This window comes from Psychrobacter sp. N25K4-3-2 (assembly GCF_015351755.1).
Lineage (GTDB): Bacteria > Pseudomonadota > Gammaproteobacteria > Pseudomonadales > Moraxellaceae > Psychrobacter > Psychrobacter glaciei.
This window is the reverse complement of the sequence record NZ_JADKLX010000002.1, coordinates 474,125-500,359: the sequence shown is the minus strand read 5'-3', so window position 1 is coordinate 500,359 and position 26,235 is coordinate 474,125. Positions and strand designations below refer to the sequence as shown.

General features: G+C 43.3%; 21 protein-coding genes, 2 tRNA genes and 1 pseudogene. 16 read left to right on the top strand and 8 right to left on the bottom strand.

Features of this window, described 5'->3' with window-relative positions; translation table 11 throughout:
• Window positions 1–2: 2 nt before the first annotated feature.
• On the bottom strand, window positions 3–1,805 hold the full coding sequence (locus IOD06_RS07100; RefSeq protein ID WP_194620190.1) for a PAS domain-containing sensor histidine kinase: 1,803 nt from the start codon (window positions 1,803–1,805) through the stop codon (window positions 3–5).
• 33 nt (window positions 1,806–1,838) lie between these two features.
• A complete protein-coding gene (locus IOD06_RS07095) occupies window positions 1,839–2,474 on the bottom strand; it encodes a response regulator (RefSeq protein WP_025652828.1) in 636 nt (211 codons plus the stop codon).
• Window positions 2,475–2,874: 400 nt separating this feature from the next.
• On the opposite strand from IOD06_RS07095, the gene IOD06_RS07090 reads away from it, so the two are divergent.
• A complete protein-coding gene (locus IOD06_RS07090) occupies window positions 2,875–3,969 on the top strand; it encodes a serine hydrolase (protein WP_010199283.1) in 1,095 nt (364 codons plus the stop codon).
• Window positions 3,970–4,081: 112 nt separating this feature from the next.
• A complete protein-coding gene (locus IOD06_RS07085) occupies window positions 4,082–4,753 on the top strand; it encodes a thiamine phosphate synthase (RefSeq protein ID WP_194620188.1) in 672 nt (223 codons plus the stop codon).
• A 59-nt stretch (window positions 4,754–4,812) separates the two neighbouring features.
• Here IOD06_RS07085 and IOD06_RS07080 read toward each other — a convergent pair whose 3' ends face one another.
• Complete coding sequence (locus tag IOD06_RS07080; protein ID WP_194620186.1) at window positions 4,813–5,142, bottom strand: TraR/DksA C4-type zinc finger protein; 330 nt, start codon at window positions 5,140–5,142, stop codon at window positions 4,813–4,815.
• 386 nt (window positions 5,143–5,528) lie between these two features.
• Here IOD06_RS07080 and IOD06_RS07075 point away from each other — a divergent pair, with 386 nt between their 5' ends.
• The 5 genes from IOD06_RS07075 (at window position 5,529) to ruvB (ending at window position 10,688) form a co-directional block, all read left to right on the top strand.
• A complete protein-coding gene (locus tag IOD06_RS07075; RefSeq protein ID WP_194620184.1) occupies window positions 5,529–6,734 on the top strand; it encodes a phosphoglycerate kinase in 1,206 nt (401 codons plus the stop codon).
• Between the two features lie 257 nt (window positions 6,735–6,991).
• Window positions 6,992–7,378: a hypothetical protein gene (locus tag IOD06_RS07070; RefSeq protein WP_189584269.1), complete on the top strand. Its 387-nt coding sequence runs from the start codon at window positions 6,992–6,994 to the stop codon at window positions 7,376–7,378.
• A 408-nt stretch (window positions 7,379–7,786) separates the two neighbouring features.
• Window positions 7,787–8,824 (top strand): class II fructose-bisphosphate aldolase, encoded by a 1,038-nt coding sequence (gene fba, locus IOD06_RS07065; RefSeq protein ID WP_194620182.1) that lies wholly within the window; start codon window positions 7,787–7,789, stop codon window positions 8,822–8,824.
• A gap of 84 nt (window positions 8,825–8,908) precedes the next feature.
• The gene (gene ruvA, locus IOD06_RS07060; RefSeq protein WP_010199297.1) at window positions 8,909–9,532 is read left to right on the top strand and encodes a Holliday junction branch migration protein RuvA; all 624 of its coding nucleotides are present in this window, start codon (window positions 8,909–8,911) and stop codon (window positions 9,530–9,532) included.
• Between the two features lie 175 nt (window positions 9,533–9,707).
• The gene (gene ruvB, locus IOD06_RS07055) at window positions 9,708–10,688 is read left to right on the top strand and encodes a Holliday junction branch migration DNA helicase RuvB (RefSeq protein WP_026037210.1); all 981 of its coding nucleotides are present in this window, start codon (window positions 9,708–9,710) and stop codon (window positions 10,686–10,688) included.
• A 121-nt stretch (window positions 10,689–10,809) separates the two neighbouring features.
• Here the strand turns inward: ruvB and IOD06_RS07050 are convergent, their stop codons facing one another.
• From IOD06_RS07050 to IOD06_RS07035, 4 genes are all read right to left on the bottom strand, one after another.
• Window positions 10,810–12,471, bottom strand: coding sequence for an AarF/ABC1/UbiB kinase family protein (locus IOD06_RS07050; RefSeq protein ID WP_194620180.1), 1,662 nt, complete (start codon window positions 12,469–12,471; stop codon window positions 10,810–10,812).
• A 116-nt stretch (window positions 12,472–12,587) separates the two neighbouring features.
• Complete coding sequence (locus tag IOD06_RS07045) at window positions 12,588–13,292, bottom strand: SCP2 domain-containing protein (protein WP_194620178.1); 705 nt, start codon at window positions 13,290–13,292, stop codon at window positions 12,588–12,590.
• Between the two features lie 98 nt (window positions 13,293–13,390).
• A complete protein-coding gene (ubiE, locus tag IOD06_RS07040) occupies window positions 13,391–14,509 on the bottom strand; it encodes a bifunctional demethylmenaquinone methyltransferase/2-methoxy-6-polyprenyl-1,4-benzoquinol methylase UbiE (protein ID WP_194620176.1) in 1,119 nt (372 codons plus the stop codon).
• A 108-nt stretch (window positions 14,510–14,617) separates the two neighbouring features.
• Window positions 14,618–15,331, bottom strand: coding sequence for a hypothetical protein (locus IOD06_RS07035; protein ID WP_194620174.1), 714 nt, complete (start codon window positions 15,329–15,331; stop codon window positions 14,618–14,620).
• Between the two features lie 248 nt (window positions 15,332–15,579).
• On the opposite strand from IOD06_RS07035, the gene IOD06_RS07030 reads away from it, so the two are divergent.
• Window positions 15,580–17,271: an ATPase gene (locus IOD06_RS07030; protein ID WP_194620172.1), complete on the top strand. Its 1,692-nt coding sequence runs from the start codon at window positions 15,580–15,582 to the stop codon at window positions 17,269–17,271.
• Between the two features lie 601 nt (window positions 17,272–17,872).
• Entirely contained in the window at window positions 17,873–19,480 is a 1,608-nt protein-coding gene (locus tag IOD06_RS07025; protein WP_194620170.1) for an inorganic phosphate transporter, read from the top strand.
• A gap of 98 nt (window positions 19,481–19,578) precedes the next feature.
• On the opposite strand, the gene IOD06_RS07020 is transcribed toward IOD06_RS07025, so the two are convergent.
• Window positions 19,579–21,213 carry an aminotransferase class I/II-fold pyridoxal phosphate-dependent enzyme gene (locus tag IOD06_RS07020; RefSeq protein WP_194620168.1) on the bottom strand — a complete coding sequence of 545 codons (1,635 nt, stop codon included), beginning with the start codon at window positions 21,211–21,213 and terminating at the stop codon, window positions 19,579–19,581.
• 437 nt (window positions 21,214–21,650) lie between these two features.
• On the opposite strand from IOD06_RS07020, the gene msrB reads away from it, so the two are divergent.
• The 7 genes and pseudogenes from msrB to IOD06_RS06990 all read left to right on the top strand — a co-directional run bounded on the left by msrB (window position 21,651) and on the right by IOD06_RS06990 (window position 26,142).
• The gene (gene msrB / locus IOD06_RS07015; protein WP_194620166.1) at window positions 21,651–22,076 is read left to right on the top strand and encodes a peptide-methionine (R)-S-oxide reductase MsrB; all 426 of its coding nucleotides are present in this window, start codon (window positions 21,651–21,653) and stop codon (window positions 22,074–22,076) included.
• A 146-nt stretch (window positions 22,077–22,222) separates the two neighbouring features.
• Window positions 22,223–22,708, top strand: a complete 486-nt coding sequence (locus tag IOD06_RS07010; RefSeq protein ID WP_010199315.1) for a glutathione peroxidase — start codon at window positions 22,223–22,225, stop codon at window positions 22,706–22,708.
• Between the two features lie 213 nt (window positions 22,709–22,921).
• Window positions 22,922–22,997, top strand: a tRNA-Val gene (locus IOD06_RS07005).
• Between the two features lie 53 nt (window positions 22,998–23,050).
• Window positions 23,051–23,127: transfer RNA gene (locus IOD06_RS07000), tRNA-Asp, on the top strand.
• A 303-nt stretch (window positions 23,128–23,430) separates the two neighbouring features.
• Window positions 23,431–23,569, top strand: a pseudogene (locus IOD06_RS13730) (IS256 family transposase); the annotation flags it as partial.
• 442 nt (window positions 23,570–24,011) lie between these two features.
• Window positions 24,012–24,626 carry a YceI family protein gene (locus tag IOD06_RS06995; RefSeq protein ID WP_194620164.1) on the top strand — a complete coding sequence of 205 codons (615 nt, stop codon included), beginning with the start codon at window positions 24,012–24,014 and terminating at the stop codon, window positions 24,624–24,626.
• 118 nt (window positions 24,627–24,744) lie between these two features.
• Window positions 24,745–26,142 (top strand): cytochrome c, encoded by a 1,398-nt coding sequence (locus IOD06_RS06990; RefSeq protein WP_194620163.1) that lies wholly within the window; start codon window positions 24,745–24,747, stop codon window positions 26,140–26,142.
• Window positions 26,143–26,235 lie beyond the last annotated feature (93 nt).

Sequence of the window (26,235 nt, the reverse complement as noted above, 5' to 3'; positions counted from 1 at the left end):
CTTCATCTCATTTTATTATCGGCATCATTATCGACATCGATAGCAGGGGCAATCAAGCGAAAGCAGGTTTTTTGGAGTTCAGGAATATAGAGTAAACGAGCCTGATTGGCTTCACAGAACGCCTGCGATAAATACAATCCCAAACCTGTTCCGGCTTTGTCAGTAGTGAAAAACGGATTGAATAAATGCTGTAAATCACTGGCATTAACGCCCATACCACCATCTAAAATATCGATTATAACATCGTTATCGGCACAATAAATTTCGATTTCCACAAAAGCATGAGGGTGAGCGTAGCTACTGTGACGTAGACCGTTGTTGATTAAATTGATTAATACTTGTTCTAACTGGTGCGTATCGAATGAGATAGTGGGTTGACTATGGACACGCAAAAACACGTCATGATCTCGAAAATAATTGTCCAAAAACACCGGCAACCACTCAGCCAGTAGAATCGATTGCTGATTAGCGGTCTGTTGGCGCGACAGTTTTAAGATGTCTTCAATAATACGGTTGACGCGTTTGGTTTGCGCAAAGATCATTTTATAAAGCTCGTGATTGCCTGTCATATCGCTGTCGGTAGCAGCTGTCGGCGCTACTGAGGGCTCAAGAGTAGAGCTGATAGTATTGTTATTATGATCGGCGGCCTTCTTCTCACCTTCTTCGACATCTTCCATCAGTAGCTGACTGGCCTGTGAAATAGCGGCGAGCGGGTTTCTGATTTCATGGGCGATACTGGCAGTTAGTTGCCCAAGCGAGGCAAGCTTTAACTGTTGAGCGCTGGCTTGCTCACGGCGCAAGTCTTCTAGCAGGATAAGCTTGCTGTTATCTTTTAGCGGGATAATCTGTACGCGTAGCTTGCCGACGACAGAGGCATTTGCGACGGCAGGCAATTCATAAACAAAGCTACGTGATTGCCCTTCAGCGACCGATAAACAAGCATCAAGAAGTTGCAGATGCTGTTCTCTGAGCTGCTGCTGAAAGTCAGCAAGAAGGGCGGCTTCGAGGTTGTTTTGCTCATAACTTAAATGACTAGGCGTATCAATCAGAGACGCCAGCGGAGGATGAGGGATACTGAGTAGCTGATGGGCGGCTAGGTTTGCCAATACAATCTGCTGTCTATCAATCACTATGACCCCATTGACCATTTGGGTGATGACTTCTTGATTTATTACATTCAGTCGTTCGACCTCTTTGGCATGATGCGCGGCGACTTGTTCGACTTGTACCAAGCGCTGGGAAATAGACCAGCTCAAAATTCCTACTGCCAAAAAGCTTGCTGACATCAGCAAGGCATCGCCCAAATTTTCCAAGCTCATGCTATTGGCAATGGCATAAAAAAACTGCTGGTAAATAACAAAAATAATGGCGAGTAAGGTAATGATGAGCGCTTGCGAGCCATGCAGTAGCATGAAGCTGGCGGCAACAACGACCATATAAAGCATGGTGAGCTGTAAATCAGGAGCGCCATTGGTATAAAGCAAAAGGCTCAAAATAATGACGTCTAATGCCAATCCGAAAGCCAACTGGCGCCGCAGATTCTTAGTCACCACATAAAACAAGCCAAGCAAAATTAAACTGATGATGACATAGAAACTAAGCGCTGTTTGCTGCAATAAGCTTGGTAATAATGAGCCACTATCAGATTTGACAGTCACATACACCATCAACATAAAGAATACGCTAACGATAAATCGATAACTGCTATAGATCAGTCCCAACCGCCGTAACTGTGGTAGAGGCAGCGTCTCATCTTGCTGTAGGTAATTGGTGATGGCAGAGACGGCTCTGAGCGCAAGTTTCATAAATTGACCGTAATAAAAAAGGTATGAAGAGGTCTACGGTTGAATGAGACCATGACGAATAGCGAGATGGGTCAACTTCACATCACTATCAACGCCGACTTTTTCATAAATGCGATAGCGATAGGTATTGATGGTTTTGACACTCACAAACAACTGGTCGGCAATTTGCTGAGGACTTTGGCAATTAACCACCATCATCGCCACTTGTTTTTCGCGGTCACTCAACAAGTCAAAAGGTGAGTTGGCATTATCTGACAGTAAAACGTCAGCCAACTGTTCGGCGACATCTTGGCTAAAATAACGCCCGCCTTGATAGATTTTTTTGACCGCGCGTATCATCTCATCAAGTGGTGTGCCTTTAGTGATGTAACCATTGACGCCCGCTTTAATCAACATAGATGGATATGGTTGCGCCGACATACTACTAACGGCCAAAATCTTGATGCCCAAATCCAGCTGAATTAAGCGCTTAGTTGCTTCAAGCCCGCCGATATTAGGCATATTAACGTCGAGCAAAATTACATCGGGGTGCAGCTGTTTGGCCAGTTTAATCGCCATATCACCGCTGTCAGCTTCACCAACGACCTCGATATCAGCACTGTCTGCTAGCATACGGCTAATACCCATCCGCACTAAATCATGATCATCTACTACTAATACTCGTATCATAGTTGTACTCTTTGCTGTCTATCAAAATGAAGGTTGCATGGTGAACGTTAAACCATCTGAAGCAATCTGTATATCTGTAAGAACAATCGAGATTTTTATTATTTTATAATAGGATTGGCAGAGCAATTATTTCTATCCTCTACTATCATCATATATTGCTCTAGTGTTAATTAATATTGCTAGAATCTAATTTGAATGTAGCAAAATTTCAAGCAGGTTAAAAAATACTCATCTAATTGATTTAGTAGATTAAACTTAAATGCAAACCATGATACACTAAAAATACAAAAACTCTATGTGAGTACCTACAAACATAACCACAAACGCTACGTACGTTGTTGCTATTAATGAGTCTGTAACTGACTATCTATTGAATAGCAGCGCGACAGCAGGGGGAAGAATGAAGCACTTACCATTAACCAAACAGCAGTTAGTTGCTGCCATGATTTCATTGAGTTTAGGCAGTATTGCACAAGCTGCACTTACAATTAATGGTAGCGCTGATGCTGGATCGAGTGCTCGTATGAGTTGGGGCGGTGCTGATAGCTTGTCCGAAGCGCGCAATATCATGTACAAGTCTAATGGCTCGGCCATCAAAAAAGTCGATAATGGGTATGGCACTACCAATATTACTAACAGCAACACCAGTAGTTTTGGTAGTAGTAATAACAGCTTCAATAACACCAACAGCTATAACACTACTTATCGTGGGAGCTTTGGCAGCAGTAGTATGATTCCGATCAGCACCGACTCTCGTAGTGTGGCGGTGATCGATGCCGAAACTGGTGAATCTATTTATGAGAAAAACGCTGATGTCGCCCGTCCTATGGCCAGTATTACTAAGGTAATGACGGCAATGGTGGTGTTGGATGCAGGTCTCGATATGAGAGAAGAGATCACCCTCGATCCTGAAGATTTCGTTGGTCCTAAGCGTGCAAGTTCGCGGTTAAAATCAGGCGATCGTCTGAACCGTGCTGAAATGCTGTTAATGGCATTAATGAAATCTGAAAACCCTGCTGCCAAAAGCCTAGCGCGTAACTATCCAGGTGGCTATGATGCCTTTATACGAGCGATGAACCGTAAGTCACAAGAGCTTGGTATGACGACAGCTTATTTCGGTGATCCAACGGGTCTCGATAAACGTAACGTTGCTTCATCAAATGACTTGGTAAAAATGGTTCGTGCTGCTGGTAACTACGATGTGATTCGTCGTTTCTCCACGACTAAGAGCTATGACTTTTACGTGGCCAATTATTCAGCTGGTAACCGTACCTATAAAGCCAACAACACCAGTAGTCTAGTACGTTCAGGTGATTATCCAATCGGCATCTCAAAAACCGGTTTTATTAATGAAGCAGGTCGTTGTGTGGTAATGGAAACACGTGTGAATAACCGTCCTGCGATTATTGTCATCTTAGGGGCGAACAGCTCAGCCACGCGTTGGGGTGATGCTAAAAACATTTTAAACAGTTTGGCAACTCGCCGTACAGTGTAAGCGGATGGGTTTAGTAGGTATAAAAAAGCTGTTATGTGATATAACGGCTTTTTTATTGTGTTGAATTTTTGTCTCCATTTTTAAACTGAGAACACGCCCTAGGAAAAACCATATGACTCAAGCATCGACTACTACACTAGCCCCAAAGTTATATTTGCTGACCAATGATGATGAATTCGCGCTGCTATACCGCAAATTAGAGACAGCGTTTGCCACAGGGTGTATTGCCTTATTGCAAATCCGCCGTAAGCGTATTCTTAGCCTTCCAAATGGTGCCTCAAAGCTCTTTGACGAGGCGCGACAAATTACCGAGTTAGCTAAAATGCACAATGTCCCAGTCGTCATCAATGATGATATTCAACTGGCAGCAAAGCTTGGTGTTGGGGTTCATTTGGGGCAAGAAGATGGCGATATCAGAGAGGCCAAGCAATGTCTATTATCGAATCAGATTATTGGTCGCACTTGTCATGGTGATGTGGCGCTGGTGAAAGAAGCGCAGGATGATGGCGCCAGTTATGCCGCGATGGGCGCAGTATTTTCGTCTACAACTAAGCCTAATGCGGATGTCATCTCGCGTCGAGAGCTTGTCGATGGGTGTCAGCAAGGTATTGAGTTATGTGTGATAGGCGGTCTAACGGCAGAAAACGTTATTGAGCTGGCAGGTTTGCCGATTGCTTATGTGGCAGTAGTGGGGGATATTATGGATTTGCCAGAACACCAAATAGCCGAGCGTTGTGAGCAATGGCAGCAGGCGCTTAGTACGTGGCAGACGCCTGCTTTATAACTGATTTCTAAATTTGAAATCGATGTTTCAAAATATAAGTGCATTGTATAAATGAATCGTTATTCTGCATGTTCCATACATAAGGTGGCATAGGGCAGTGCTTCCAAGCGTTTTTCTTCAATCAGTTTGCCACATACCTCACATTCACCATAAGTCCCATTTTCGATACGGCTCAAGGCATTTTCGACATAGATTAGGCTTTGTCGTGCTTCACCCATGAGATTTTTACGCATATCGTTTTGACGATAAGAGATGGCTTGATCTTCCCAATGCTCATTGAGGTCATCTTGTGGATTTTGGATATGATCTTCGATTTTATCGATTCGAGTTTCATACTCGTCTTTCAGCTTCAATAAAGTCTGTTTGGCAGTGGCTAGATCGATACTCATGGTATTCTCCTAATGGGTTATTTTTATTGTTGAACTTAATTATTATCATTAATAGGCGCTGTATCGTAAAGCTCATATTTACGATAAACATCAATGCCATCATAAACAGCCTGACTGCTGAGTACCACCACGAAATGTTACTGATTTATATAAAAATTAAATAAGTTTGTCTTATTTTTAACCTGCTTAGTAAAATTTAATCATAGGTTCTTTATGAGCGCTTGTTAGAAAACTGCTAGAATACACCGCCTCAGATTCTTGCTAGATCAGTCTCATGAGACCATTAGTAAGAATAATCGGTTAAATAGTTTGATAACTGTCATTCAGTGATATTTAGTAAAAAGCCACACCATAGATTAACAATAGATGATGCATAGGAGCAGGTAATGAATTTTTTGCGTATGAGTGAGCTAAGCTTAACGGACAAAGTGGTATTGATTCGAGAAGACTTGAACGTACCTATTAGAGACGGTAAGGTCACGAGTGATGCGCGCCTGCAGGCCAGTTTGCCTACCATCAAAATGGCACTAGAGAAAGGCGCTGCCGTTATTGTGTGTTCACACTTGGGACGTCCAACTGAAGGTAACCCTGAAACCATATACTCTCTAGCACCTGTCGCTGACTATTTAAGCGACAAATTGGCAGCGCCAGTTAGTTTAAACAATGACTATCTGACTGAAGGCGTTGCAATTAAAGCAGGTGAAGTGGTACTACTAGAAAACGTGCGCTTTAATATGGGTGAGAAGAAAAATAATGCAGACTTAGCACAGAAATATGCATCGCTATGTGATGTGTTTGTGATGGATGCTTTTGGCACTGCTCACCGTGCGCAAGCCTCAACTGAGGGTGTCACTCAGGCCATGCGTCAAGCAGATAAAACAGTGTGCGCAGGGCCGCTATTAGCCGCTGAGCTTGATGCCTTGAGCCTAGCGCTTGAAACCCCAGCGCAGCCCATGCTCGCTATTGTTGGTGGCTCAAAAGTCTCTACAAAATTGCAAGTTTTGCACAGCTTGGCAGAAGTATGCACGCAAATAATCGTTGGTGGCGGTATCGCGAATACCTTCCTAGCCGCGCAAGGTCACAGTGTCGGCGCTTCGCTATATGAAGCGGACTTGGTTGAGACCGCTCGTGAGATTATGACTAAAACTGAGATTTTACTGCCTGAGTATGTGGTGGTTGCCGATAAAAATGAGATCGATTTCGCTGACTTTACAGGCTCCTTACAAAAAGCCACTGCGACTACGAAGTCGGTTGATGCGATTGGTGATAATGACATGATATTGGACATCGCTCCAGAAAGCGCCAAGCAACTGGCTGATGCTATTACCAATGCAAAGACTATTTTGTGGAATGGGCCAGTGGGTGTTTTTGAAGTGGATGCTTTCGGTCAAGGCACTCAAATCGTGGCAAATGCGGTCAAAAACAGTCAAGGTTTTTCGATTGCTGGTGGTGGCGATACTTTAGCAGCGATCGATAAATATCAAGTTGCAGATGGCGTGAGCTACATGTCAACAGGTGGCGGTGCATTTTTAGAGTTTGTAGAAGGCAAAGTGCTGCCAGCTGTTGCCGCACTGCAAATAGAAGCGCGATAATTTAACCAACTTTCAGCAGTTCAGTAACATTAGGCGTACAACGTATCGCAATCATCTAAGGTAGGCTATAAAAATAATATGGTGACTGGCTCTCTTACTTTATTAATTTGACAGCTATGAGTGCAATTGGTCATCAATTATTATCAAGTAGTAATTATTTGTTTTTATACTGAAAATTATTATTGCATGTCTTATTTACTGCCTATAGAATAGCGCAACCATGTATTTTGACATGCTTTATTTACGAGAGGTTTATTATGTTAAAACGTCATTTGTTACTTGCTAGCGTACTTGCTGGTACTTTTGCAATCACTGCATGTAGCCAAGAAACACAAGATAAAACTGAAGCTGCTGCTGATTCTGCTGCTGAAGACACTGCTGCTAACGCTGACGCTGCTGCTGCTGAAACAGAAGCTGCTGCTGCTGAAGCTGAAGTTGCCGCACAAAACGCTGGTACCGAAGTTGCTGAAGGCGCTGACACTGCTGGTGTTGCCGCTACAAATGCACTAGAAAACACGGGTGAAGCGGTTGTGGTCGGCGCAAATGAAGCCGTTGCCAATACTGCTGAAGTGGTTGCCGATGGCGCATCTGCTGTTGAAGATAAAGCCAGTGAAAACGCAGTAGAAGCAGAGCAACAGTACTAATAATCGTACTGAGCAAGTCAGTTATTGATTTGGTGACGTGCTATCGATTGATAGGACGAGGCACTGAATGAGTAGCGAGCATTGATAGTTGCCTTAATTGATAGTTGCTTTATAAGCCCTCAAAATACTAGAAAAGCCTTGGTGATTACCAAGGCTTTTTGCGTTGTGTGTCAGTGTTATAGTTGATAATAATCAAACTCACGTGAAGAGACGTGTAGACTGACAAATAGTCGGGCAACTGCTACGAAGACGGAACAATTTTTGCTATAATCACCGCGTAGCATTCACACCCAAAATGTTTTAGGCTTTATATTACTTTCTATACCGTTAATATGGTCTTCTGCACATTGGGATGATCGTTATGAAGCTTTTTTAAATACTATTCAAAATCTAATCAGAGAGCGTCTTATGGCCCTAATATCCTTACGTCAACTTCTAGATCATGCCGCTGAACACAGCTATGGTGTTCCTGCTTATAACGTCAATAATTTAGAGCAAATGCGTGCAATCATGATGGCTGCGGATGCTTGTGACTCACCTGTCATCGTACAAGCCAGCGCAGGCGCACGTAATTATGCAGGGTCAGCGTTTTTGCGTCACTTAATCATTGCTGCTATCGAAGAGTGGCCACATATTCCTGTAGTAATGCATCAAGATCATGGTATGTCACCAGCGATTTGCCAACGTTCAATTCAGCTTGGTTTTTCATCAGTGATGATGGACGGCTCGCTTGGCGAAGATGGCAAAACGCCAATGGACTACGATTACAATGCCAGTGTCACTCGCGAAGTGGTCAAAATGGCACATGCTTGCGGTGTTTCTGTAGAAGGCGAAATCGGTTGTTTAGGTAGTCTTGAGACTGGTATGGCAGGCGAAGAAGATGGCTCTGGCGCTGAAGGCGTATTGGATCATGAGCAACTATTGACCAGTGCTGACGAAGCCGAACAATTTGTAAAAGACACCAATGTCGACGCGCTAGCCATTGCTATCGGTACTAGCCACGGTGCGTATAAATTCACGCGTCCACCTACAGGTGACATCTTATCTATTGAGCGCGTAAAAGAGATTCATGCTCGTATTCCTAACACGCATTTGGTGATGCATGGTTCTTCGTCAGTGCCACAAGAGTGGCTAAAAATCATCAATGAAAATGGTGGTGATATCGGCGAAACTTATGGCGTGCCAGTTGAGCAGATCGTCGAAGCGATCAAGCACGGAGTACGTAAAGTCAATATCGATACCGATTTACGCTTGGCCTCAACAGGTGCTATCCGTAAATTTCTTGCAGAAAACCCGAGCGAATTTGATCCACGTAAATACTTTAAAGCGTCTATGGTCGCAATGTCAGACATCTGCATCAATCGTTTTGAAGCTTTTGGCTCTGCAGGTCAAGCGCATAAAATTCGTCCAACCAGCCTCGAAGGTATGGTGAGTTTTTACCAGTAAGATTTGTCTGGTGAAAAGAGTCGCGGACAACAAAGTGGCAGCTGATGTTGTTTATATAATAGCCCATATAAGAGGTAGTAAGTGATGATTGGATTGATTACCGGACAAGTGCAATACTTAATGGCACCAACCGCCTGTATCATGACGACCTCTGGTGTGGGTTATGATATTGAGCTGCCATTGCCTTCATTTTGTCAGCTACATCTCAATGAGCAGGCAAGCATTTGGACGCATTTCCATGTGCGTGAAGATGCGCAGTTGCTCTATGGTTTTATTGACCGTAAAGAGCGTGATGTCTTTCGTCAGTTGATTAAAATCAACGGTGTTGGTGCAAAAATGGCACTAGCGATGCTGTCTGCAATGTCAGCGGCTGAGCTAAAAATGCACGTCGAGCAAGACTCTGAAACCGCATTAACTCGTATCCCAGGTATTGGTAAAAAGACTGCGCAACGGTTATTAATTGAGCTAAAAGATAAGCTAAAAAATATCGAAGTGGATAATAGTAATTTAGAGTTTGCTATGCAGCCAGCTGAGATTTCTGCCGAAGACAATATCATCGCCGAAGTAGAAGGCGCTCTGATTAGTTTGGGTTATAAAGAAAAAGAAGCTCAGCAAGCCATCAAAGCTGCCAAAAGTAACGGTGACATTTTTGCAGATACGCAAGGATTGTTAAAAGCCACATTACAGCAGCTGTCAACGTTTAAGTAGTTTTTACTCCTACTGCTATTAATGGTTACATCAGTCAGTATCAAACAAATAAGCGACATTCATTGTCGCTTATTTTCGTTTTGGTATATAACTGTTGATGTTTTGCATGACTTATAGATGGCATTTGGTTATGCTATTTATTACCTAATTTTTTAATATAATGATAAAAACTATGATGCAAGATCGTTTGATTAATCCGCTAGAAGGCGCAGGGGATGCGCCTGATTCCAATATTCGACCAGCACTGTTGGCTGAATATATCGGTCAGCCGGTGGTGCGTGAGCAGATGGAAGTATTTATTGGCGCGGCACGCGGTCGTGGCGAGCCATTGGATCATACGCTCATTTTTGGTCCACCAGGGTTGGGTAAAACAACGCTTGCCAATATCATTGCTCGTGAAATGGGCGGTAACTTACGCTCGACCTCAGGGCCTGTCCTCGAGCGTCCAGGTGATTTGGCGGCCATGCTGACCAATTTGGAGGAGGGTGACGTACTATTTATTGATGAGATTCACCGTTTGAGTTCGGTCATTGAAGAAATACTTTACCCCGCTATGGAAGATTTTCAGCTAGATATTATGATCGGTGAAGGGCCAGCTGCACGTTCTATCAAGCTTGATTTACCACCGTTTACCTTGGTCGCGGCAACCACCAGAGCAGGATTATTGACCTCACCATTACGTGATCGCTTTGGCATTGTACAGCGGCTAGAGTTTTATAATATCGCCGATCTGACCACGATTGTTAGCCGTGCCGCCCGCTTGATGCGTGTGCCTATGAGTGAGGATGGTGCGGTGGAGATTGCGCGCCGTGCCCGAGGCACACCAAGGATTGCCAATCGGTTACTACGCCGTGTGCGCGATTATGCGGAGGTCAGGGGAGATGGCAGTATCAATGGTGCGATTGCGGGTAGTGCGCTAGATATGCTAGCCGTTGACAGACGTGGTCTCGATCATTTAGACAGACGGTATATCGAAATATTGCATGAGCGTTTTGATGGGGGGCCTGCAGGGGTTGAGGCGGTAGCAGCTGCTATGGCAGAGGATCGCGGTACACTTGAGGACGTGATTGAGCCTTATTTGATTCAACAAGGCTATGTGTTGCGTACCGCACGTGGTCGTGTATTGACTCAAATGGCGATTGACCAGATGTTATAGCAATCAGTATTTAGCATAAAAAATGCGCCTACTTCTCATTAAAAGCAGGCGCATTTTTTTGTTTGAGTATCGAGTTACGAGGCTTTTTCTGAACTAAGTAAATAAAAGATAAAGTTGGTCTCTAAGCTAAAATTCGCCAAACAACTACCAAGACAGCCAGTATATAAAATATAGGTGATAGCCAACCGACGACTTGCGTTGCGATGGCAATGAAAATAGCAAAGCCTGCAAGTGCTAGCCAATCACGGCGGCGATCGTTAAGCATGTCCGCGCGAATTTGCTGTATTTCACGTAGTTGGCTGTCTTGACGTGAGCCTTGTGAGGCAAGACTTTGTAAGCCTTGATCTAGTAATTTTGGAATATCAGTTGTAGACAACAACATCTCAGGTAATTGCTGGCGTAGTTGCTGTAGATTACGCATCGGATCTAGCTGTTCTTTGATCCAGCTGCTTAGAATGGGCTTGGCAAGTGACCAAATATCAAGGTCAGGATACAAGTCGCGACCGAGGCCTTCAACGTGTACTAATGTTTTTAGCAATAGCATCAGCTGTGGCGGGATACTCATATGATGGCGACGTGCGATATCCAAAATCTGCATCAATACGCCAGCAAAGTCGATGTCATTAATGGATTTTTGTAGCATAGGGCCGACGGTACGTTTCATATCACGCATCAACGCATGCTTGTCTGCATTTGGTGGTATCCAACCAGCTCGGCTGACGATATCAACCATTGCAGTAAAGTTGTTATTCATAACTGCCAATAACATCCTCGCGACAATGAGCTGATCGTCTTTTGATAAGGTGCCCATGATGGCGCAATCAAGTCCGATATAACGTGGCTCATGACCCAAGTCGACCGCTGCCATACCTGCATGTAGTGTTTGCACAGGCGGGGTCTCTACGAATACATTGCCTGGATGCATATCAGCATGAAAGAAATTATCACGAAAGACTTGGGTGAAAAATATCGTTAGACCTTTTTTTGCCAGCGCCGCACGGTCATAGCCAAGCTGATCGAACATCTCAACTTGCGAGATAGGGACGCCTTGAATACGCTCCATCACCATCACATTTTTGGCAGCATCATAGACTTCAGGCACATACATTAATGCTGAACCCAAGAAGTTATTGCGCATTTGGGTGGTATTATCTGCCTCTAACGTCAAGTCTAGCTCGTTAAGCATGACTTGACGATAATCCTCAACAATATCGATGATATGTACGGCACGCGCCGCTTCAATACGAGCGGATGCCCAGCTTGCCAATTCACGTAGTAGCTCAAAGTCAGAAATAATCGTGGTGCGGATATCGGGACGAACCACCTTTATGACGACTTCACGACCATCATGGAGGGCGGCAGTGTGTACTTGGGCAATAGAAGCAGCCGCTAGCGGTTTGACATCAAAGCGTGCGAACAATGTGCCAATAGACTGCCCAAGACCATGCCTAGGGTCTTGGATTTGGGTAATGGCCACATCAGAGTTAAATGGTTTAACCTTGTCTTGTAGCTGAACCAGTTGAGCAATAATCTTAGGCGGTACCAAATCACGACGTGTTGACAGTAGTTGGCCTAACTTTAAAAACAGCGTACCCATATCCTCAAGCGCGTATTTAATCGCGTTTGGCTGATGTTTTTTACCCCAAGCGGCTGGATGCAAGCGAATTAAACGTGCTAAAGGTTGCAGCTGTGGCGCCTCTTCAATAGAAAAATGCGTATCAATGCGATATATTGCGGCGATACGCCAAAGCTCAAGTAAACGGGCGCGATGGGATAATAGCATGAGGTATAGGTACTCTAGAGAAAGTCAAAAATAAGGTAGGCGCTGTGCTTATCTATAGATAATGTGATCAATAACCCGTTTAACTAATAATGTTTGCTTATTATTAATTAAACGGGTTATTGATGGAACGAGTTATTGATAAAACGTGCCTGCTCCTCTTTGATAGCAGCAAGTTTGGCCTCTTCACGTTCGACATCTGCACGCAGCTTTAGCAGTTGTTGCTTAAGATCATTTACTTCTTCCAGCTCAACGGGGTCAGGGACACTGTTGCCCGCCACATCATTGGCCCAGTCGCTGACATCATTAAAAGCACGTTTGGCACTATGACGCCAACTGCCTTTCAGCTGTGATATGAGCAGATGCAACTGACTCGCCATCGGTTTTCCGATGAAGGGTTCTAACTGGCCAGCGACATCTGGGTCAAAACCTGCCACCAACTGTTTCAGTTGCATCAGCACTTTATAATCACCAGCGATAGGCAAGTTACCTTCAGTGCCTCGCATTAGATTGAGCAGCTGGGCTGGGTTGTCTACGGTAATGACACAATCGGGTCGACTGTGACCGATACGTGCGCGCTCCATACTCGCTTTTTGGCGTTCACTCATGCGGCCACTTGGCTCAAACACACTGTCAGTCGTGACGGGCTCAAAACGCAAACGTTCATGGGTGAATAACACATCCAAATCAATCTCAGGCGACTTCATATTCAGCCGTAACACTTTGCCAGCCAATGGTGCTAGACCTGATTTGGTGATTTCATCGCTAGCAATGGCAAGGTTAATCAGCTTTTCGGCACCAGCCAAAAGTAACACAGTCAGCATAAGGCTCTCGCATATTTAATTGAGCGCCTTTAGAAAAGCGCATGGTTTGTCAGGGTCAATGGTTACGACTATTGGGTGTTAGTATTTTTCTTTTATCATTATGCTTTAAAGCCACGATGCACGGCGACGATACCAGCGGTAAGGTTGTGATAATCACAATTTTCAAAGCCCGCTTGTTGCATCATCTGCTTCAGCGTTTGCTGATCAGGATGCATACGAATCGATTCAGCCAAATATTGGTAACTTTCAGCATCATTAGCAATCAGCTTACCCATAATAGGTAAGGCGGTAAATGAATATAAATCATATGCTTTGGATAATGGCTCAAACACGGGTTTTGAGAATTCCAAAATCAATAAGCGACCACCTGGTTTCAGCACGCGATACATAGATTTTAGAGCAGCATCTTTGTCAGTCACATTACGCAGACCAAAGCTAATGGTAAGCAAATCAAAGCTATTATCATCAAATGGTGCTAATGTTTCCGCATTGGCAAGTACAAAATCGACATTATTGCAGCCAGCATTAATCAAGCGCTCACGACCAACTTCTAACATTGCCGCATTGATATCAGATAACACGACTTTACCGTTGCGACCGACTTCACGGCTAAAGACTTTGGCCAAGTCACCCGTACCGCCAGCGATATCAAGCACATGCTGACCCGCACGTACGCCTGATAAGCTAATCGCATAACGCTTCCATAAGCGATGAATACCAAAGGACATCAAGTCATTCATAATGTCGTATTTTTTGGCGACTGAGGTAAAAACGTCGGCAACACGTGCTTGTTTTTCTGCTTTATTGACTGTTTTATAACCGAAATGCGTTTGCTCATTACCGTCAGTGTCGAGTGTGTGCGGGTTATTAATGTCATCACGCTGGTTAAAAAGCGTTTGCTTGGCGGTCTGCTCTTGTGCAGCGGCGCTATTGTTTGTAGGGTTGTTTGACATAGTGGTTTGTTGGCCTTGTGGCGTTCCAGTTGGCAAGTCTTGGACTTGCGTAAAATCATTACTTTTTTTGACGTTAGCATCACTACCAGTATCAGTCATCGCATTAGGCACAGGACTTTGACGCGCTTTTACTTGTGCAGTGATATTTTGACTGTGAGTGATACTGTCTCTGACCAATTTATCTTGTAAATGACCATTAGTCGTGGTGTTGAGCGCTGGCTTTTGGTCAGAGTGAGCAGTGTTATTATTGGTAATATCGGTCATTGCATTATCCTATTGTTCACTTTTATGATTATTTATTTGAGATATTTTTTGAGTATATATTGTGTTCGTTAACGAGTTTTGGCCAGTTAACTCAGTCTCTCATCAATCCTATGATACATCAAATGACAAGGGCTTACTGCCATTATCCGTGTCATGAACTTCGTCAATAATCTCAAGCTCACGTTCACAAAACGGCTCGATAAAATTGCTCACACTTTTGAGGGGTTTCATGGCCTTAAAACCAGTATCGATGAAGTCGTACAGTGGTTGAAAGTTATAGCGATAGGCGGTGCCTTTTGCTAGGGCAAACGCTTTTTTGAGCATAAATGAGTTCAGATGTTTGTCAGTGCGGTAGCAAACGTCTTTAAGAGTACCAATCTGGACACGGCGTTCATCCTCTTCATCGACAGTACGATAGGCGGCTAGCATATTGTCTTCGGTGACTGGTAAGTCTTGGGCAAGTAGCCATTGGGCCAAATGCAAGTCTAGCTCAATCGCTAAAATGGCTGCTTGAATGCCCATGCTGCCAGCTTCTAAAGCGGACTCTTTAGCAAGACGCTCAAGCTTTTTTGCTTTTGGCAAAATGCGTTCTAACTGTTCGGCCAATAACTTGAACTCATCGCCACCATATAACTGTGTCAGAAAATAGTCTGCCATCAGCTGATTTTTTGGCTGTTCAAACAGCTCACTATGCGTACGTTGGAGTCGCGCTTGTTGCCATGCTTGCACTTCGTTGAGTTTGGTATTCAATTCGGCATCTTGATGATGTGGCAGCGCCCAAAAATTTGTTAGGTGCTGTTGTAAGTCGGTTAAAGCAGACATGGCGTAAAATCCTATATAAAAATAAAGATCATGATTAAGTTGAGAATAAAATGGTCAAAGTTATGCCGTTTTTGGTGCTTATTATAATTTTAAGACTCTTTTAAAACATGCTTTAAAGATTGTGTTCACCTTAAAAGAAAATAAAGCAGAATACAAATGTCAAACTGTTACACAGCAGCGTTATTTACTGAATTGGTCGAATGCTATGATTAAGCTGACACGCTTTCAATCATAGGACGATACCAGTTATGAGCAAAAATAATAATACGACTGAACTTACAGCACCACAAGCGGTCAGTGCGCAATTTAGTGAGCAAGTGATCGAGGAGCGCTTAACGCCCAATCCACTGAGTCAGTTTTCGATGGATAAAGATGACCTTAGATTGGCACTGGTTACTGCCCAATATGCTCTGCGCGCGACACGGCAACAAACGCCGCCACCTGCCAATCAGCCAACTGGGCTGTTGGTACTGGTTAATGGTATGGAGCAGGCGGGCAAGGGGACTGCTGTCAAACAGTTGCGCCAGTGGGTAGATCCTCGGCTGCTTAAGGTGGAGGCAACTATTGGTTATAGTCCCTTAGCGTATCAGCCGATGTGGCAAGCACACACTAAAGCGCTGCCACGTCATGGTGACGTGATGGTTTATTTTGGCAACTGGTATGCTGATTTGCTTTACAACGTCATGCGTATGGCAGCAGACAACAAAAACGATGATAAGTCGTCAAAAGATAGTCAATCACAAGACAAAAAATCCGATAACGATAAAGTGCTACCGATTGCGAAATGGCAAGCGTATCTACAGCAGCAACTTATTAAACTGCAAGCATTTGAGCAAGACCTCGTTGCCAATCAAACCAGACTACTAAAATGCTGGTTTCATGTTGATATCGAAACGTTGCAAGAGCGATTAAATGACGATGAAGCCGATCCGCAGTTTTTGTATCAAATTGATTGGAATAGTGCAGAGATTGTCGCGCAGTTTAACGAAGTAGCCGTGACATTGTTACGGCAACAGGACGACTGGATCATCATCGATGGTGAGGATAAATCACAAGCTGCCGATCATTTTTGCCATGAAGTATTGCATGCGATGCAAACGGCACTTGTAAGTAGTCGAACAGACAGTAACGGAACAACAAAAAATCAGTCTGAGTCCAAGACGCAAAAACCTGCGTCAAAAGTTGATCAGGAACCGTTTGAACCTGTAAAAATACCCAAGTTATTAACCGATATCGACGACTCAGACGTCAGTAAATCTGACTATCAAGAGGCATTGGCAGAAAGACAAGCTCGTCTTGCCGAATTGCTACGTGCGCGCAAAGGTCGTCATATTGTTTTTGCTTTTGAAGGAATGGACGCTGCTGGCAAAGGCGGGGCTATCAAAAGACTGGTGGCAGCGCTCGATCCGCGTGAATACCAAATTTATAATATTGGTGCGCCGATGCTATACGAGTCGCAGCATCCTTATCTCTGGCGTTTTTGGACAAGGCTGCCTGACGAGCAAACAAATCGTATTAGCCGTATTGCCATCTTTGATCGTACTTGGTATGGGCGCGTGTTGGTTGAGCGTATTGAGCAGTTTGCGACTGATGCTGCATGGCAACGTGCTTATGATGAAATCAACCGCTTCGAGGCGGATTTGAGCGCAGCAGGGACGTTGGTTATTAAATACTGGCTGGCGATTGATAAGAAAGAACAGCTTAAGCGCTTTGAAGCGCGAGAAGAAACACCTCACAAGCAGTTTAAGCTCACTGATGACGATTGGCGTAACCGTGATAAATGGTCAGATTATGTACAATCCGCCGCTGATATGCTGGCACGTACTGATACTGAATACGCACCATGGTGTGTCATAGCCACCAATGAGAAGCGTCAGGCGCGTTTGGATGTTTTAGACCATGCTATCAAACAGTTGTCAGTAGCATCTAAAAGCCAGTAGCTCTTTATTAAAATTGAGGGTTAATGGCGGTTTATATTGTTAGCCGTCTTTTCCAAGTGAAGTTTAGTGAAACATACTAGATCTCATCTGTCACTGATAAAGAGTGACATTGAAAGTACACAGTCACAGTTACAAATCTTGCAATATCATTATGCATTATGTGATTATATTTAATATAATAGGGGCATAATTGTCTTTGTTATGTCATATATTGCCCCAATAAGTGTGTATTGTATGATTTGTATAGATATTTAAAAGATATTGTTGCCGTATCAGATATCGGTAAAAACAGTAACATCGCCACAAATATAAGCCGCAAGATGCTGTAATCAGATGATTTAGCAATACCACTTGCGGCTTTGTGACATGTGGAGTGATGGGTTTTTGATAATGTATTGATAATTTGAATCAAACGTCAAACAGCAACAATCGATTCTAAGATACGGCAGCAAAACAAACGTAAAGAGTTCATTGTTTAGAGAGCACGTTGCGCCTTTATATAATGCTATTTTAGTGCGGGATATTAAAACCTGCCTGTATAGCTGCGCAATATTACTAATCGCATATAATTCCAATCAGCTTACGCAGGACGCATCAACGTATGGGTATTAGCAACAGTTCTACAGAGTCAGCTAAATCAGTTGGCTCCATGAGAATAAATCTATTTTTTGCCATTTTATTGGTTGCGATGACCAGCTACTTTTTGTGGTGGGGTCTAGATTACACGATGCGTCAGCAAACGACGCTATTTATTGTGGCGACCGCTTTTGGTGTCTTTATGGCATTCAATATCGGTGGTAACGATGTCGCCAACTCCTTTGGTACTTCAGTAGGTGCAGGGACGTTAACTATCCCGCAAGCATTGGGTATCGCAGCGATATTTGAAGTGTCAGGCGCTGTGCTGGCAGGTGGTGAAGTAACCGATACTATCCGAAGCGGCATTGTCGATCTAGATGGCCTCGCAGTCGAACCCAACCAGTTTATTTATGTCATGCTTTCAGCACTCATTGCTGCTGCCTTTTGGCTGTTATTTGCCACCAAAAAAGGCTTACCTGTTTCGACCACACATGCGATTATTGGCGGCGTGGTTGGTAGCTCCATCGTATTAGGTATCACGTTAGGTGGTACCGAAATGGCATTATCAACCGTGAATTGGGGCAAGATTGGTACTATCGCCATCTCCTGGGTGCTATCACCGCTACTAGGCGGTGTTTTGTCTTATTTATTATATGGACAAATTAAGAAAAATATCATCGAGTATAATGATAAAACAGAGGCGCATATTGGCGAGTTAAAAGCTGATAAAAAAACCTTAAAACAAAACCACAAAGAATTTTTGGACGGTCTAACAGAATCAGAACAGCTGGCTTATACCTCAGCGATGTTACGTGACCAAGAAATTTACAAAGATGATGATTGCGTCGTTGAAGATTTAGAGACCGATTATTACAAACAGCTTTACGAGATTGAAAACGAGCGCAGTAACCTCGATACCCTAAAGGCATTGAAGCAATGGGTACCTATAATTGCGGCTATGGGCGGTGCAGTCATGGCCTCTCTGGTTGTCTTTAAAGGTCTAAAGAACGTCAATAATGGTATGACGACGCTGCAAGGCTTTTTGATCATGGGGATGATCTCAGCGCTAGTATGGCTTGCGACCTATATTTATACCAAGAGTATCCGTGGTAAGCATAAAGAAGATCTGACCAAAGCCACATTTATTATGTTCAGCTGGATGCAGGTATTTACTGCCTCTGCATTTGCCTTTAGCCATGGTTCAAACGATATTGCCAATGCAGTTGGTCCTTTTGCGGCGATTATGGATGTCATCCGTACCAATAGCATCTCTACCGAAGCGGCTGTACCCCCTGCTGTGATGCTGACCTTTGGTGTTGCTCTTATCGTTGGTCTTTGGTTTATTGGTAAAGAAGTGATTCAGACCGTCGGTACCAATCTAGCGAAGATGCATCCAGCTTCTGGATTTTCAGCTGAATTGGCTGCTGCTGCCGTTGTGATGGGCGCATCGACGATGGGTCTGCCAGTCTCCAGTACACATACCTTGGTCGGTGCAGTACTTGGCATTGGTATCGTCAATAGAGACACTAACTGGAAGCTTATGAAACCAATTGGTTTGGCATGGGTGATTACCCTTCCGGCTGCAGCTTCAATGTCTGCTATTAGTTATCTCATATTGATAAATATCTTTTAAGAGTAATGCTATAGAGCCCATTAATAAGGCTTGAATTAGAACCAAAAAATGCTTATCAGCGTGATGCTGATAAGCATTTTTTTATGTTGAATGCAGATTTATTCAGTGCCAAACTGCTGGCGTTTTTTGGCAAAAAAGCGGTCCAAGCGATCCATCGCATTTTCTAAATCAAGCAAGTTTGGCAAGAACACCAAGCGAAAATGATCTGGTTTGTCCCAGTTGAATCCTGTGCCTTGAACCATCAATACGTTTTCTTCAACGAGTAAGTCCATCATAAAATCCATATCATCTTCGATAGGGTAAACTTCAGGATCCATCTTTGGAAAACAATAAAACGCGCCTTGGGGCATGGTACAAGAAATACCTTTAATCGCATTAAGACGTAAGACGGCCATGTCGCGCTGCTTATATAGACGACCGGTCTTAGAGGTTAAGTCTTTCATACTTTGGTGACCGCCCATGGCTGTCTGAATCGCATACTGTCCTTGGACGTTAGAGCAAAGGCGCATGGATGCGAGCATATCCAAGCCTTCGATAAAGTCCGCTGCATGTTGCTTGCGACCAGATACCATCATCCAACCTGAGCGAAACCCTGCAATACGATGCGACTTCGATAAGCCATTGTAAGAGAGTACCAGCACCTCGTCAGTTAAAGTGCTCATCGGGGTATGCACATTATCATCATAGAGAATGCGATCGTAAATCTCATCGGCCATGATGATTAGGTCATGCTCCTTAGCGACTTCAATGATTTGCTTCAGTAGTTCATCACTATAAAGCGAGCCTGTCGGATTATTGGGGTTAATAACCACAATGCCTTTGGTTTTGCTGGTGATTTTAGATTTGATGTCCTCGATATCAGGGTGCCAGTTGTCTTCTTCATTGCAGCGATAGTGTACAGCAGTGCCACCAGCGAGGTTAGCTGCTGCCGTCCAAAGTGGATAGTCTGGCATAGGAATGAGCACTTCATCGCCATCGTTCATCAACGCCTGCATGGTCATGACAATCAGCTCAGAGACCCCATTGCCCAGATATACGTCACGGACATCAACTGCCGAGAGCAGACCTTTAGATTGGTAATACTGCAAAATGGCCTTGCGTGCCGAAAAAATCCCTTGCGAGTCCGAATACCCCGTGGCTTCAGATAAATTCATCGCGACGTCGCGTAAAATCTCATGAGGGGCTTCTAGGCCAAACGGCGCTGGATTGCCCACATTCAACTTCAATATACGTTTGCCTTCTGCTTCCATTTTATTGGCAGTCTGTAATAAGGGACCACGAATGTCATAGCAAACGTTTTGTAATTTATCGGATTTTTTTATCGGATTCATAGCATGACCATTTGTCAGGGTGTTTGGTGAGTTTTTATTAGTATCAATGAAAGCAGTTGATGGCGTCTTGGTCTGATTTCTTTGTGTTTTCTGTGGTGTTATTGCGTCTTGCATTTTTTCATCTTGAGGTGGGCTATTACTGTTAGGCGATGTCTCATCAGAGTTTTCATTTTGAAGCTCACCACGTAACAGATACCCTTCGCTACAGCCCAAAATACGTGCGAGGGTAGGGAGCTTGGATGAGACGATACCGTTGGTACCACGCTCCCAGTTCGAGATAGCACCGCGACTCACCTTGGCACCAGCAGCGGTCATCGCTTGTGCTAGCTGCTCAGCGGTGAACCCTTTCTTACGGCGTAATTGTACCAATCGTGCTGCTTGGGTGCTGTTGTCATCCGACATGGTTGTTTAGGCCTTTATTAACTGATAGTTTTCTAATAAGTAGATGAATTGAGGATTTTAATTAGACACCAATGCAAGATATTATTGCATTGTTAATCTTAATGCAAGAGGTTTTCAAATCACTTACACTTATAAATGCAAGTTTTACTTGCATTTCTCCTTTTATGTATGACGCTCCCGACGATGACAGTCAACTAAATACATGTTTACCTATCAAAATTACATCTTTACTCACTCTAGTTTTAAAGTAATTTGATATATTTTAAATCAGATAAAATTCTATTTAACGACATACTTATTCCAAAATACAGGCATTGCGACTCTAATATTCATCTTGAATAGTGAGTCGATAAGCAACAGATAGGGCACATCGTTTTCATAATAATATGGCGATAAAATAGTGACAGAGATAACAGATACTCTAATAAGGACAAATCATGCAAGACAATCAATTAAGTAAAGAAGAAATCAGCCAATTGACTGAAGCTGACTGGAAAGAGCGTTTGAGTGCTGACGAATATCATGTACTGCGTGAGAAAGGCACAGAGCGTCCATTTACTGGTGTTTATAATGATGCGACTGATGACGGTGTTTACCGTTGTAAAGGCTGCGGTGCCAGCTTATTTGATTCAACCAATAAGTTTGATGCAAGCTGTGGTTGGCCAAGTTTTGATCAAGGCATCGATAATAGCGCGATCGAAGAACACGTCGATAATTCGCTAGGTATGACTCGTACAGAAGTAACTTGTAGCAACTGCAGCGCACATTTGGGTCATGTATTCCCTGATGGGCCGAGTGAGACGACAGGCATGCGCTATTGCATCAACTCAGTATCTATCGATTTAGATAAGTCTGAGAAGTAAGTATTTAGATAGTAGCAGTAATAGTAATGTGGAAGGGAAGTACAGAGTGCTTCCTTTTCAATAACATTTGCCGCTTATATGACTGATAAAGTAAAAGTGTCAAATGAATACCCAAAACAACAAAAACCTCAATTTAAGGATAAATAATGAGTACTATTTATGATTTTACGGCTGAGCGTATGGATGGTAGCCCGCAAGCGTTTTCTGACTATCAAGACAAGGTATTGTTAATCGTTAATACCGCGAGTAAATGTGGCTTTACGCCCCAATTTGAAGGGCTGGAGGCGCTATATGAGCAATACAAAGATCAAGGATTGGTCGTCGTTGGCTTTCCTTGTAATCAATTCGGTAGCCAAGATCCAGGCAGCAATGACGAAATTGGCGCGTTTTGTCAAAAGAATTATGGCGTCAGCTTTCCGATGATGGCAAAAATTGATGTCAACGGAGCAGAGGCTCATCCCATTTATGCATGGCTCAAAGAGCAAAAGGGCGGATTGCTTACCGATGGTATTAAATGGAATTTCACCAAATTTTTAATCGATAGTAAGGGTCAAGTGATTGATCGTTATGCACCAACGACCAAGCCTGACGCGATAAAAAGCGATATCGAGCAAGCACTAGCTAATAAATAAGTATCAAGTCTGAAAATATTGAACATTTATAAAAATATAAAATCAACAAAAACATATGCTTGTCATAATAGTGAATAAAATATTGAGAAAAGTGGTAAATACTGTTTGACACGCACATGTAAATCTATATAATACACACCCACAGCAGCAGAGCTTAGTGACAAACTAAAGAGCTCGGTTGATGTTGAATAAATTGCATAGCAATTGTTCGATGGGTGATTAGCTCAGTTGGTAGAGCGTCTGCCTTACACGCAGAATGTCGGCGGTTCGAATCCGTCATCACCCACCACTTATTTAGCGAAGTGGGCCTCTTCATAAAGGTAAAGTGCTAAAGAGACCTAAGCAGCGGTAGTTCAGTTGGTTAGAATGCCGGCCTGTCACGCCGGAGGTCGCGGGTTCGAGTCCCGTCCGCTGCGCCATATTTAAAACGAATTTAAACTTTCGAGTTTAAGCAAGTTTCGCCTCAAGTATTAGTTTACTTGAGGTTTTTTTGTGTCTAAATTTTAGCTCAAGCTCTTTAATAATATGGTCTTGTCACTTTCTCTTTATCGCTCCAGTAGCGATAGCTAGCTCTTTATTAATGAACCAGATATGAATCTGCATGCAGGTATAGTCAGAGCACTTTTAAACCGCTACGGTGTTACCCGTCCTAGATGTACTCAGTATACTATCTGCGGTCGGTCACCTTGTAGCGATTCTAACATTCCTTGACTATAGTTTTCGTTTCAAAATCGCTGACTATTTGCTCGGTGACCAAACAATGACCTTTTCATCGATGGCATCCTCGCTTGGCAAAATCAGCTTCTCAATAGCATCTATCTCATTGTCTATTTGGACTGTATTGTCACTAAAGTGCGAGAAGACAAGCAAATCATCAACAACGTTGCGCGTATCAAAACGAACCGCACTGGTATCGTCAGAGATTCAACACGTTGAGAGAGTACGACAGTAAAAACGCGCAACTACCTGCCTTAAATTGCTAATGTAATTATCCTTCCTAAACCAAGTTACCGTCTTGACGTTTTAGCATCTTAACGTTTTCTTAACGGCGCGCTATTTATGATAATAGATATATAGCGAAAATTTAGCCTAAGCAAATATTGCCACCTTCGCTAAAATAATACTCCTAAATCTTTGATAAATAGGGTATAAGTCATTAGGGCGTGTTATCACCTAACAGAGTTATCTATTTAGCAGTCTTAAAATGGCTAAATTTTTATTAAGTACAAGCATGGATTGCGTCCATCAATAAAAAAGTCAGTAGTATCAATAAGGCTTACAATGCTTACGAAGGAATGTGGCTATGGGCGCTTCAGACAGCGGTCAAAAAAAATCATATCTTTTTGCCTTTTTAGCACTGCCACTACTAATAATAAGTAACATAACGGGCAGTTATGCCGCTAGCTATGTCATCAATCCCGCCAGTACAAATGTAAGCTTCGCTATCGAACGCTTCAAAACCTCGACCACTACTGGCGGCTTTTATGATGTCAAAGGTAATTTGCAATATAATCCAAGCTCACAGACAGGTGATATCTCATTAGTTATTCCTATTAGCTCTTTGAATACGGGCAATAAGGCATTCAACCATACTTTGACAGGTCCTAATTTTTTTGATGTTAAGCGCTTTCCGTTGGCGCGTTTTGACTCTACCAAATGGTACTTTAATCAGAATAAATCGTTCCCTAAGATTCTAAAAGTGGATGGTGATTTAACCCTGCATGGCGAAACCCATCCTATAAGCTTGACAGCGACTAAGTTTGACTGTCATTTGCATCCCGCACTCAAAAAAGATGTTTGCAATGGTAATTTTACGGCTACCGTTGACCGAACCAAATGGAATATCGATAAATATGCATGGTTTGGAATCACTAAAAACCTCAACTTGGAGATTAAAATTGAGGCCATTAAACAGTAGCTATTACCGATGAATAGTTTTATTTTAGTAGAGTCTGTTTTTAGTAGGATTTATTAGTGAAGAGCAGACAGCTTTTGAAAAGTGATCAAGGATGATTGACTGGTATGATAAGGATATTATGAAGCCACTTTCTATGATGATATCAACACTCGCTCTCAGCGTGCTGAGCATAGCCTCTAACGTTGCCATTGCTGACAGCACAGGCATCGCTAATAGCAATCTGACACCATCCAGCTTACCTCCCAGCATAAGCCTGCCTAATGTTAGCCCAATCAATAACAATTTAGCCAATCGCGGGGCTTATATCGCACGTACAGCCGACTGTATGGCCTGTCATCGTGAGGATTATAGTGGGGGTGTTCCTATCGAAACGCCTATCGGTAATATCTATTCAACCAATATCACGCCTTCTACGCAGTATGGTATCGGTAATTATACGGAAGCTGACTTTACCAAAGCGTTACGTAAAGGTCGCGCGCCAAATCATCAACTTTATCCAGCGATGCCGTATCCGTCCTATCATGGAATGACGGACGATGATATTAGCGCTTTATTTGCTTATTTCCAAACAGTTCCTGTCGTCGATAAACCACCTGAAAAAACAACGCAACTGCCTTTTCCTTTAAATATTCGTAGCTTAATGCTCGCGTGGAATGTCATCAATGTGCCGTCTACTAAAAACCGTACTGGTCTGACATCAACGCAGCAGCGCGGTGAATATCTGGTGAATAATTTAGAGCACTGTGGCACTTGTCATACGCCGCGCAACCTCACCCAAGGTCTCGATAAAGATCGTTATCTCTCTGGTGCGCCGCTTGGTAAATGGTTTGCGCCTAATATTACCCCTGATAACGACACTGGTATTGGGCGTTGGAGTGAACGTGATATTGTGACTTATTTGCGTACTGGAAAAATTGATAAACGTGCGTATGCAGGCGGCCCTATGGCAGAAGCAGTAGGACATAGTACCCGTTATCTCACCGATGAAGATTTGAGCGCGATGGCTAACTATCTAAAAGTCATTCCTGCGATCAAGACTGATGATTATCTGCTGCCAATTAATGTTGCACGTCTACCAAATCCCATCAGCTCCTCTATTACTTATGATTTACTAGAGCAAAAGGACTATCTAGCACAGGCAAAAACGAATACTTCTAAGACTAGTAGCAGCGATTCGTCTAAACCCTCAGCTGAATCCTCATCTAAAGCCCTGTATCTTGCTCATTGCGGGGGTTGCCATGGCGTCGATGGTTACGCTCAGCCCGATGCTCGTTATGCCTCTATCGTCGGTCTTAGTAGTATTCGCCGTGCTAAACCTGATGCGTTGATCGGCGTTATCGCTTTTGGGGCAAAAGGTGCGTTCAATACTGCGCCAAAAATGCCAGGTTTTGAGAAAGACTTGAGCCCTGCACAAATCGCTAGTATCACTAATTATGTGCGAGTCAACTTCGGTGGTCTGCCGAGTAGCGAAGTCAGTGCGGTGGATGTTAAACGTGTAATCAAAGAAAAAAGTTAAATCTCACATCCTTAAATTTAAAGAATTGAATCTAAAAATTTGCTTGTTTGATTAGGGTCTGTTGAATATTCAAATATTAGGACTGCTGATCGC

What these genes read in the sequence shown, in the direction of transcription:
- ruvB (WP_026037210.1), top strand. Translation starts at nt 9,708, where the DNA reads ATGCAAGATCGTTTGATTAATCCGCTAGAAGGCGCAGGGGATGCGCCT.
- IOD06_RS07045 (WP_194620178.1), bottom strand. Translation starts at nt 13,292, where the DNA reads ATGCTGACTGTGTTACTTTTGGCTGGTGCCGAAAAGCTGATTAACCTT.
- IOD06_RS07080 (WP_194620186.1), bottom strand. Translation starts at nt 5,142, where the DNA reads ATGAGTATCGATCTAGCCACTGCCAAACAGACTTTATTGAAGCTGAAA.
- msrB (WP_194620166.1), top strand. Translation starts at nt 21,651, where the DNA reads ATGCAAGACAATCAATTAAGTAAAGAAGAAATCAGCCAATTGACTGAA.
- fba (WP_194620182.1), top strand. Translation starts at nt 7,787, where the DNA reads ATGGCCCTAATATCCTTACGTCAACTTCTAGATCATGCCGCTGAACAC.
- IOD06_RS07085 (WP_194620188.1), top strand. Translation starts at nt 4,082, where the DNA reads ATGACTCAAGCATCGACTACTACACTAGCCCCAAAGTTATATTTGCTG.
- IOD06_RS07090 (WP_010199283.1), top strand. Translation starts at nt 2,875, where the DNA reads ATGAAGCACTTACCATTAACCAAACAGCAGTTAGTTGCTGCCATGATT.
- ruvA (WP_010199297.1), top strand. Translation starts at nt 8,909, where the DNA reads ATGATTGGATTGATTACCGGACAAGTGCAATACTTAATGGCACCAACC.
- IOD06_RS07010 (WP_010199315.1), top strand. Translation starts at nt 22,223, where the DNA reads ATGAGTACTATTTATGATTTTACGGCTGAGCGTATGGATGGTAGCCCG.
- IOD06_RS07035 (WP_194620174.1), bottom strand. Translation starts at nt 15,331, where the DNA reads ATGTCTGCTTTAACCGACTTACAACAGCACCTAACAAATTTTTGGGCG.
- ubiE (WP_194620176.1), bottom strand. Translation starts at nt 14,509, where the DNA reads ATGACCGATATTACCAATAATAACACTGCTCACTCTGACCAAAAGCCA.
- IOD06_RS07095 (WP_025652828.1), bottom strand. Translation starts at nt 2,474, where the DNA reads ATGATACGAGTATTAGTAGTAGATGATCATGATTTAGTGCGGATGGGT.
- IOD06_RS07030 (WP_194620172.1), top strand. Translation starts at nt 15,580, where the DNA reads ATGAGCAAAAATAATAATACGACTGAACTTACAGCACCACAAGCGGTC.
- IOD06_RS07070 (WP_189584269.1), top strand. Translation starts at nt 6,992, where the DNA reads ATGTTAAAACGTCATTTGTTACTTGCTAGCGTACTTGCTGGTACTTTT.
- IOD06_RS07020 (WP_194620168.1), bottom strand. Translation starts at nt 21,213, where the DNA reads ATGTCGGATGACAACAGCACCCAAGCAGCACGATTGGTACAATTACGC.
- IOD06_RS07050 (WP_194620180.1), bottom strand. Translation starts at nt 12,471, where the DNA reads ATGCTATTATCCCATCGCGCCCGTTTACTTGAGCTTTGGCGTATCGCC.
- IOD06_RS07100 (WP_194620190.1), bottom strand. Translation starts at nt 1,805, where the DNA reads ATGAAACTTGCGCTCAGAGCCGTCTCTGCCATCACCAATTACCTACAG.
- IOD06_RS07075 (WP_194620184.1), top strand. Translation starts at nt 5,529, where the DNA reads ATGAATTTTTTGCGTATGAGTGAGCTAAGCTTAACGGACAAAGTGGTA.
- IOD06_RS06995 (WP_194620164.1), top strand. Translation starts at nt 24,012, where the DNA reads ATGGGCGCTTCAGACAGCGGTCAAAAAAAATCATATCTTTTTGCCTTT.
- IOD06_RS07025 (WP_194620170.1), top strand. Translation starts at nt 17,873, where the DNA reads ATGGGTATTAGCAACAGTTCTACAGAGTCAGCTAAATCAGTTGGCTCC.
- IOD06_RS06990 (WP_194620163.1), top strand. Translation starts at nt 24,745, where the DNA reads ATGAAGCCACTTTCTATGATGATATCAACACTCGCTCTCAGCGTGCTG.